This is a genomic window from Photobacterium sanguinicancri, assembly GCF_002265265.1.
GTDB lineage: Bacteria > Pseudomonadota > Gammaproteobacteria > Enterobacterales > Vibrionaceae > Photobacterium > Photobacterium sanguinicancri.
This window is the reverse complement of record NZ_NOIF01000206.1, coordinates 1-8,380: the sequence shown is the minus strand read 5'-3', so window position 1 is coordinate 8,380 and position 8,380 is coordinate 1. Positions and strand designations below refer to the sequence as shown.

Here is an 8,380-nt window from a genome sequence, read left to right as displayed (position 1 = left end):
TGATTCACTATCAAAGGCTACATTCACAGAGAGAATCGCTGGATGCTGGGCTCTCAACTAAGTTGCTGAACAGAGCCTTTTTGTACCATGATAAATGTGCCGAGGGGAGAAATCTTACTTCACTTTCTTAATTTTACTTTTCCAGCATTGGACGTTTGTTTTCTACGCCATTCTATTCATCTGCATCCTCAGGTGGCGCTATAACTTCAACACTATTCGCCAAATCGTATAGAGCTTTGCGTTGAGCTCGATAAACTCAATTTGATCCGGCGTAATTTCCGTATTCTGAAAAATGGCATCGGTTGTACATTCGGGCGCACATAATGAGCAACCGATGCAAATATCTGGATCGCTCACTAAAAAGTTAGGGTTTTCAAAAAAGCGCAGCAGTTGTCTTTTTCAACATTAAGCTAAACGCTGTTACTCGCTGGATTGAGCTAACGCTGATATCCCCACCGTGCGCTTGAACTATCGACTTGGTGATAGCAAGCCCCAACCCAGCACCTACACTACTCGTGTGTTTACGGGATTTATCGGCGCGATAGAAACGGTCGAAGAGATAAGGCAGAGAGCTAGCAGGGATTGGCTCGCCAGTATTGATGATTTTTATTGCGTTGTAGTCGTCATCAGATGATAGCTGAATTGTGATTACCGAATTTGAGTCACAATGGCGTAAAGCGTTAGACAGTATATTGCTGATTGCACGTTGCAGCATTTGTTTGTCGCCAAGCTGAATACCATCTTCAGTCAAATTAAGTTCGACTATATCAATAGTCACATTTTTATCTTCAGCCAATAATTCGTAGAATTCGATCAGAGTTTGGATAATTGTCGTTAATTTAAGTGGCTCTTTATTGCTATGGAGTAGTTGATTCTCTGATTTAGCAAGATATAAGGTATCTTTGATTGTTTTGTTTAGCCGCTCAATTTCTTCTGCGTTTGAACCTAGAACATCTTGATACTCAACGGGGGTACGGGCTGCTGATAAAGCAACCTGAGTTTGCGTCATCATATTGGTGAGTGGTGTTTTGAGTTCATGAGCGATATCAGAAGAGAATTCACTGAGTCGGCTAAAACCACACTGTAAACGATCAAGCATCTTGTTCTGCGTTGCGACTAGCTGAGAGAGCTCTACCGGGAGCTTGTTGTTTGGCACTCGAACATCAAGGTGTTGGATACTCACCTTGTCGAGGTAGCTTTGTAGTTCCTGTAAAGGCGATAATCCTTTTTTGACCGTGAATATGGCGTAAGCACCTGAAATCAGGTTACTGATAAGAAACGTCCAAAGTAGCACTATATCTAATTCGTTAATAAAGCTTTTGTGGTAATCCATGTTTATTGCTAGCACGATAGCGTCATATTGTGGGTGCTGCATTTTGAATCGGAATCCTCTATAACTGTGCCCGTTATCCTTCCATTCTAATGCATTTTGAACTGAAAGCGCTGGTGGTAAAGCCAGTGTAGAGTTGCTATAGGTAAGTTTGCCATCATGGTTGATAACCCAAAGAAATGCGAAGTTTTCAGTAAGTACTGGGGATGAATTACTTTGAAGATCGTCTAACGTTGCTGCTACGGTTAAGAACTTACTATTGAGCAGCTGATAATCTTGAGCATAGAAGTGATGCTTGATGGCGTATTGGACGATTAATGTAAAAGAAGCGAGAACAATAAAGGAAGAAGCCATGTACATTGCTATCAACTTTGTCGCCATTGAGTTTTTCAATGCCAGCTTCATGCGGTTAACTCTTCAAGTTTGTAACCCATGCCACGTACCGTGTGGATGAGTTTGATTGGATAGGGTTTGTCTATCTTGGCACGTAACCTTTTAACAGCGACATCGATGACGTTCGTATCACTATCAAAATTCATATCCCAAATTGTTGAAGCGATAAGTGTGCGAGAGAGGACTTCCCCTTTTTTGTTCAAAAAAAGCTCAAGCAGCGAAAACTCCTTTGCTGTGAGAGATATAGTGTCGCCACCTCGGCGCACAGTGCGTTTTAATAAATCCAATGATAAGTCAGCGATGGATAAGCTTGTTTCGGTTTTTGTGTGACCAATTTGGTGTCTGAGTGCATTTTTGACTCTGGCGAGAAGCTCAACAAAAGCAAAGGGTTTGACGACGTAATCATTGGCGCCTAGCTCGAGTCCTTTTACTTTATCCTCAACCTGATCTTTAGCTGATAGCATGATAATGGGGGTACCTAGCTGGCTACCACGTATTGTTTGTAATATCTGCCAGCCGTTTAACTTAGGGAGCATGATATCGAGAATGATAAGGTCATAGTCATTACTGGTTGCTTGATATAGCCCATCGACACCATCTTGCGAGAGATCGACAACATACCCTGATTCAGTAAAGCCTTTTTTTAAATAGCCGCCAGTTTTGGGCTCGTCTTCTACGATTAATATTTTCATTCTTTAACTATTTAAATGGGTGAGGACTTTATTGTCGTGAATACTAAACTAGGAATTATCTTATCTCATCAGACTTGATAAGGTCATTGATTTTGTGGCTGTTTGAAGGGATTGATTGTTATGTCAGGCAGCATAACGCTTCTATATGTAACCAGAGGCTTACCGCTTGCCTCTGGCTAATTTGGCTGAATAAATTAGTTATTTGAATCACGCTCAGGATAATGGAAGCTGACGTTTATTTTGCCTTTGTAATTTATTTGACCATCCGTATTCATAAATTCTTCTACTGTTACGTAACCACCTTCATTAAGGTGTATTTGACGTCGATCTATGTTTACGCCTGAGATTTTGAGCTTTTTACTAAGCTCTACAGGTTCATCTTTACTGAGTTGGTGAAGTTGGTTTAACCCAATTTGATAGGCTTCTTGTTTTGTTTGAACCGCATCAGTTTTAATGGTTCGCACACCCAATCTTTCCACTATATTTCCTGCAGAGTAGCCAAATTGGCTTGCAAATACACTGGTGCTTAATAGAGTCAGTGTTGTAGTGACTAAGGCTGCTTTGATCAGTTTCATTTGTTTTCCTTTAAGGGCTCTCTAGTTAACTTGAGCTCATTCTATTCCTTAGATGATGACTTAAGGGGGACTAAAACATGACATTTTTGTCAGAATTAAGAGGGGGAAATAGCTAACGCTGTGATGCTTTCATTAATACTTCTAGCTTGGCGGGAGTTGAACCAAATAAGCCATGCAGCTGAGCGAGATAAAGTTCAGCCGTAGCAATCGCGTCCATCAAGGCGTGATGGGCGGGGTAGTCAGGAAGGTGATAGCATTTACGTACAGATGCCAAGCGCCAATCAGGCTTGGTTGAGCGGATCTGGCTACGATATTGTTCTATTTTCAGCGTATCGAGCCATAGTATAGGCAGTGATGATAAGTAGTAATGCTGGTTGACATAGTGTTCTAAGAACCCTTTTTCGATAACGCAACCATGAGCAATAACTATCTTGCCTACCATGGTTTTCAATAATTGTGAAAAAGCCCGATGTTCATCTAACCCAGCTTTATTCAGTTGTTCAGGTAATAGGTGATGAATCATGGCTGAATCACCTGTGATAGCCGTTTCACTGCGGATTAAATAGTGCCGAGCAGAGCCGAGATTAATGATGCCATTCGTTATTTCTACCCAACCCATGCTCAAGACATTGTGTACCTGCGGGTTAAGTCCATTCGTTTCAAAATCGAGCACAATGACATCGAGTAATCGGGCATCTGTCAGGGTATCTGCAAGGGGGGTACTTACCAATGATTGCAATGGTTCAGGGTAAACCTGTGTTGCAATCCTATCCCGCTGTACCTCAAGTTGTTTTAGTGGCGTCGATTTGAACCAAGCTAACATCTTAGGCTCCAAACTTCATTTTTACAGCATCTTGAAATCCACTCACAATACGGAAAGCATCTTTCAAATGCTGTCGGCTAAAACTACCGAAATGATCAGGATTTAAGGTGTTTGATAGTGGCTTGCCACTTCGTAAACAGCGAAGGTGGTGGCTATAGCGTAACTGCATCATATATTGGTATGTGCCGCTGAGGTCCTGATATGAGCTTTCATTGATGGATTGATGATCTAAAGCAAAACGCAGACGAGCTTCGGTTGCCAGCATTTCGCCACCATCGTGTAGCGCATAGATCCGCGCTAAATCAACCAAGTGACCAATAGCCGCTTTCTTTATATTCAGTCGTTTGCCATTTTTTCCTTCTTTTTCTAGCACAAGGTTATTGAATATTCCTAACGGTGGTCGAGTTTGAAGGGCATTTCGCACTAATGCTGACATTAAGCGTGTATTACCTTTCACTTGGATGACACGTTGTTTTTCAAGGATATCAAATAAAGTATTATCACCAGCGAGTGGGCGAATCTCTAAAAATACCGTTAAGCTGAGTAACATGTCATATTCAGGGTTGTTGGCCCATTTTCGGTAATATTGCAGCCATACGTTGAGAGGTTGGCACCATTTGGGAGTCGCAGCCATAAAACGGCCAGTACAGAGCGCGTAGCCACATTCAGCAAGACCTTTACAGACATGCATAGCAAAGTGGTTGAAATAAACGCGGTCACTGTCTGTCGCATTATCCTCGAGTACTAGCGCATTATCTTGGTCGGAGAGGAGATGGATTTCACCTCTAGCATGTGAGCCTGCAGCAAGCCAAACATAGCGACAAGGTATGGGGCCGAGTGCTTTCTCAGCTATATAAATCAGGCGTTGAGTGAAAGCATCATAAATCATTGTTAACACTTGACCGATCAGGTGTGAGGGCAGGTTAGCTTCAGCCATGGCTTCAAAGATTGCTTGTCGCTCAAGCGCTAATGCGGTTAACTCTTCCAATGATTGGCATCGACCAATTTTCTCTATTAAGAAGACGGCTTGTACGCTGTGCTTTTGTACTAAAAGCTGTGGTGTTATTAAACCGACGACTTGTTTATTGGCATCTAAAACGGGCACATTCTGAATATTGTGTTTCATCATGACAAGGACAGCGGATAGCACAAGTTCATCATTGCCAACTGTCCAAGGGTGTTCGGTCATCACGTGAGTGATCGGCAAAGTGACATCGACAGCATCCGCAACAACGCGCTTTGTCATGTCTTTATCTGTCACCATCCCGACCAAGGTGTTGTTTAAGTTGGTGTTATCAACAATCACAGCGCAAGAGCAGCCTGTCTCATGACGCATCAGACGAGCAACCTCCTGAATGGTCATTGAGGGAGGGACTTGAACAATTCGAGTACTAGCCACCTCTTTTACTGACTTGAAGAACAGTCCTTTTTCGCCTTCAGACCATTGCACATTCACACTTGATTGCAATCGACGGTTTGCACTTAGCGCTAATTGTTCAGTGACGATAGGGTAGTCGGCAACACAGTGCAATAAAGCCGCATAATCAAAGCGGTAAATCAGACTGTTTTCTAATGCATTTGCTTGATAGTTTTCATTTTCGAGACTGAAACCAAAAATGTCTTTTTCACCTAATCGTGAACGTAAACTCCCATCGGGTAACCGTTGTTCAATAACACCAGAGCGAATAATAAAGAGGTTTTGCTTTTGAGTAAGGAGAGGGGCGAGTGACTCGCCTTTACCTAGAAATTGAATCTCCATATTAATAGCGATGCTGTCTAATACAGCATTAGGTAGTTGATTAAATGGCTCTATTGCGCCAAGGAAGGCCACAATATTGGGCAGTAATGTTGAGTCCATCATCGTTTCCGAAATAAATCCAAAAAGAAAAAGCTCCAACCTTAATGGCTGGAGCTTAGATTATAGGGGGAAGTATAATTACCAGAACAGAGTATACAGAACGGCTAGCACAATCATGATGCCGTAGGCGGCTAGGTTGAAGCTGCGGTCTGTCGTGAACATCGCGGCTGTTACTGAAATACCTTTTGGATCATCATCGTTCACCGATGTGCTTAAGCTGGTGAAGGCAATGACAACCAGAGTGAACAGTAATGTGTATAGCATTTGATCCATGAATGGCATTGCTAATGGCATCATTTTAAGGAAAAGAGCGAATGGTATGGAAGCAACTACGCCAGTAATCGCACCTTTGCTGGTGGTTTTCTTCCAGAAAAGACCCAGAAGGAAGACTGCAAGAATACCTGGGCTCACTAGGCCTGTATATTCTTGAATATATTGGAATGCTTGGCCAATACCACCCAGCATAGGGGCAACTAGACACGCAATAATCAGAGCCGCAATTGCAGCCATACGGCCCACATTTACCAGTTTGTGGTCACCTGAGTTAGGTGCAATGTACTCTTTGTAGATGTCCATCGTAAAGATGGTTGCCGTTGAGTTAAGCATTGATGCTAAAGAAGAAACAATAGCAGCAGCTAATGCAGCAAACACAATGCCTTTCATGCCAACAGGAAGGAACTGAGTTAACCAAGGGTATGCTTTGTCTGCGTGAACGGCACTAGGCATGTTGTTTTGTGCAACGCTACCTAGGTTTGCCATCAACTCGGGGTCATTGGTGATAACGTAAGCCGCAATGCCCGGTAGTACCACAAGGAACGGAACAATAAGTTTAAGGAATGCTGCAAAAACAATCCCTTTTTGTGCTTCGGCAATAGATTTAGCAGCCAAGGTACGCTGAATGATGTATTGGTTGAAACCCCAGTAATATAGGTTAGCAACCCATAGACCACCGATGAGCACCGCGATACCCGGCAGGTTCATGAATTGCGGGTTACTTTGATCCAGAATCATTTCAAAGTGCGAAGGAGCTGCTTCTACCATCTTGGATAAACCGCTGAACCAACCTTCATCACCACCGATGTAACTCACGGCCATGAATGTTGTCATAAAGCCACCCAGTACAAGGAAGAATACTTGGATTACATCGGTCCAAACGACGGCTGACAGACCGCCATAAATAGAGTAAACAAGGGCGAAGAGTGCAAGGCCAAGGATAGAGTACATCAGTGGGATGCCTAGAATGGTTTCCAGCGCCAAGCCACCAAGGTAAAGAACTGACGTTAAGTTAACGAAGATATACAGAGCAATCCAAAAGATCGCCAAAATGGTTTTTAACTGTTTATTAAAGCGCTTTTCGACGAATTCAGGGATGGTATATATTCCCTTGTCGATAAAGATCGGCAGGAAATACTTACCGACAATAATCAGCGTAATGGCAGACATCCATTCATAAGATGCGATAGCAAGGCCAATCGAGTAGCCAGAACCTGACATCCCAATAAATTGCTCAGCAGAAATATTGGCAGCAATCAGTGACGCACCAACCGCCCACCAAGGTAGAGACTTACCAGCAAGGAAGTAATCCTCAGTACTTTTTTGTGCCCCTTTCTTATCACGAGATACCCAAAGGCCTACACCAATAATAATGACGACATAAAGTGCAAAGACTGTTATGTCGATAAAGCTCAGACCATTTTCCAGATTCAACATTATTTTGTTCCTGTTGTATTGTTATCTGGGCTGAATTGTAAACGTTTACCCTTGTTGAATTTGTTAAGATTGTCACATCTGCTAATTTTACCCTGAAAAATACGCAATCTTGTTAGTGCCGCTGCTGCGCATCCCTGTGTTTATTCTTCTGTAGTATTGGTTTTATTTTTCCGTGGTAACGCTTACACTTGTCGGTTGGATAAGTAACATTAGGTTTCAATAAAAAAAACGTTCACTTTCTTAAGGAGTGGTGATGGGCTCGTGTAAGTACCCCTGATTAGGAAGTATTATTATCTAGGTAAAGAGATAAGGAAGGTCTGCATTTTTTGTGTTTTTAATCCAAGAGCTTTGCATACAAAGCACGGATGACAAAAGCACTAACAATTTAGCGCCTTTCTTTACTATGACGGAGTTTTAGTGGGTTATCCGCAGGTAATTCCCCACTGTAAGTAGTTTGTGGGGTTAGTCTTTAATACAAACTCGATTACGCCCTGTTTTTTTTGCTTCATAGAGCGCTTCGTCGGCATCGCTTAAAGCGCTCTTCATCGTATCTGTACCATTAAAGTAAGCGATACCAATGCTAACCGTGATGTTAATGTGTAGGTGTTGAATGAAAAACGGTGCTTTTGCCACGCTTTCTCTGAGCTGGTCACAATACTGCTTAGCTTGAACTTGGTTAAGATGAGGCATCAGCATCATAAACTCTTCCCCTCCTGTTCGTGACAAAGTGAATTCTGAATTTACTTTGGCAGCACACAGCTTTGAAAATTGCACTAAAACCTTATCACCAACTTCATGCCCATAAGAATCATTAACGTTTTTAAAAAAAATCGATATCAAAGATCGCGATAGAACCAGATGTATTTTCTTTTTTTAAAGTTTCAAACCTGTTTTCGAATCCTCGGCGGTTGAGTAGTTCCGTCAGGAAGTCGGTGTGAGCTTCATTTTGTAAGTCACAGCGCTATTTCTCTGAACGACGGTATTTATTCTGTCTCATAT

Annotated in this window: 8 protein-coding genes; all 8 read right to left on the bottom strand. The window is 42.3% G+C overall.

Going from position 1 to position 8,380, the window contains the following annotated elements:
• Positions 1–198 precede the first annotated feature (198 nt).
• The 8 genes from ASV53_RS26260 to ASV53_RS26050 all read right to left on the bottom strand — a co-directional run bounded on the left by ASV53_RS26260 (position 199) and on the right by ASV53_RS26050 (position 8,155).
• Positions 199–357: a 4Fe-4S binding protein gene (locus ASV53_RS26260; RefSeq protein ID WP_205049218.1), complete on the bottom strand. Its 159-nt coding sequence runs from the start codon at positions 355–357 to the stop codon at positions 199–201.
• 16 nt (positions 358–373) lie between these two features.
• Positions 374–1,735 carry a heavy metal sensor histidine kinase gene (locus tag ASV53_RS21075; protein ID WP_094958552.1) on the bottom strand — a complete coding sequence of 454 codons (1,362 nt, stop codon included), beginning with the start codon at positions 1,733–1,735 and terminating at the stop codon, positions 374–376.
• Complete coding sequence (locus ASV53_RS21070) at positions 1,732–2,415, bottom strand: heavy metal response regulator transcription factor (RefSeq protein ID WP_094958551.1); 684 nt, start codon at positions 2,413–2,415, stop codon at positions 1,732–1,734. The genes ASV53_RS21075 and ASV53_RS21070 overlap by 4 nt, the downstream gene beginning before the upstream one ends.
• Positions 2,416–2,609: 194 nt before the next feature.
• Positions 2,610–2,990, bottom strand: a complete 381-nt coding sequence (locus ASV53_RS21065) for a DUF3316 domain-containing protein (protein ID WP_094958550.1) — start codon at positions 2,988–2,990, stop codon at positions 2,610–2,612.
• 112 nt (positions 2,991–3,102) lie between these two features.
• The gene (locus ASV53_RS21060; protein ID WP_094958549.1) at positions 3,103–3,813 is read right to left on the bottom strand and encodes a 3'-5' exonuclease; all 711 of its coding nucleotides are present in this window, start codon (positions 3,811–3,813) and stop codon (positions 3,103–3,105) included.
• Position 3,814: 1 nt separating this feature from the next.
• The gene (locus ASV53_RS21055) at positions 3,815–5,674 is read right to left on the bottom strand and encodes a DUF294 nucleotidyltransferase-like domain-containing protein (protein WP_239928874.1); all 1,860 of its coding nucleotides are present in this window, start codon (positions 5,672–5,674) and stop codon (positions 3,815–3,817) included.
• Between the two features lie 75 nt (positions 5,675–5,749).
• Positions 5,750–7,381 carry a sodium/sugar symporter gene (locus tag ASV53_RS21050; RefSeq protein WP_094958547.1) on the bottom strand — a complete coding sequence of 544 codons (1,632 nt, stop codon included), beginning with the start codon at positions 7,379–7,381 and terminating at the stop codon, positions 5,750–5,752.
• 462 nt (positions 7,382–7,843) lie between these two features.
• Positions 7,844–8,155, bottom strand: a complete 312-nt coding sequence (locus ASV53_RS26050) for a GGDEF domain-containing protein (protein WP_239928873.1) — start codon at positions 8,153–8,155, stop codon at positions 7,844–7,846.
• Between the last annotated feature and the right edge of the window lie 225 nt (positions 8,156–8,380).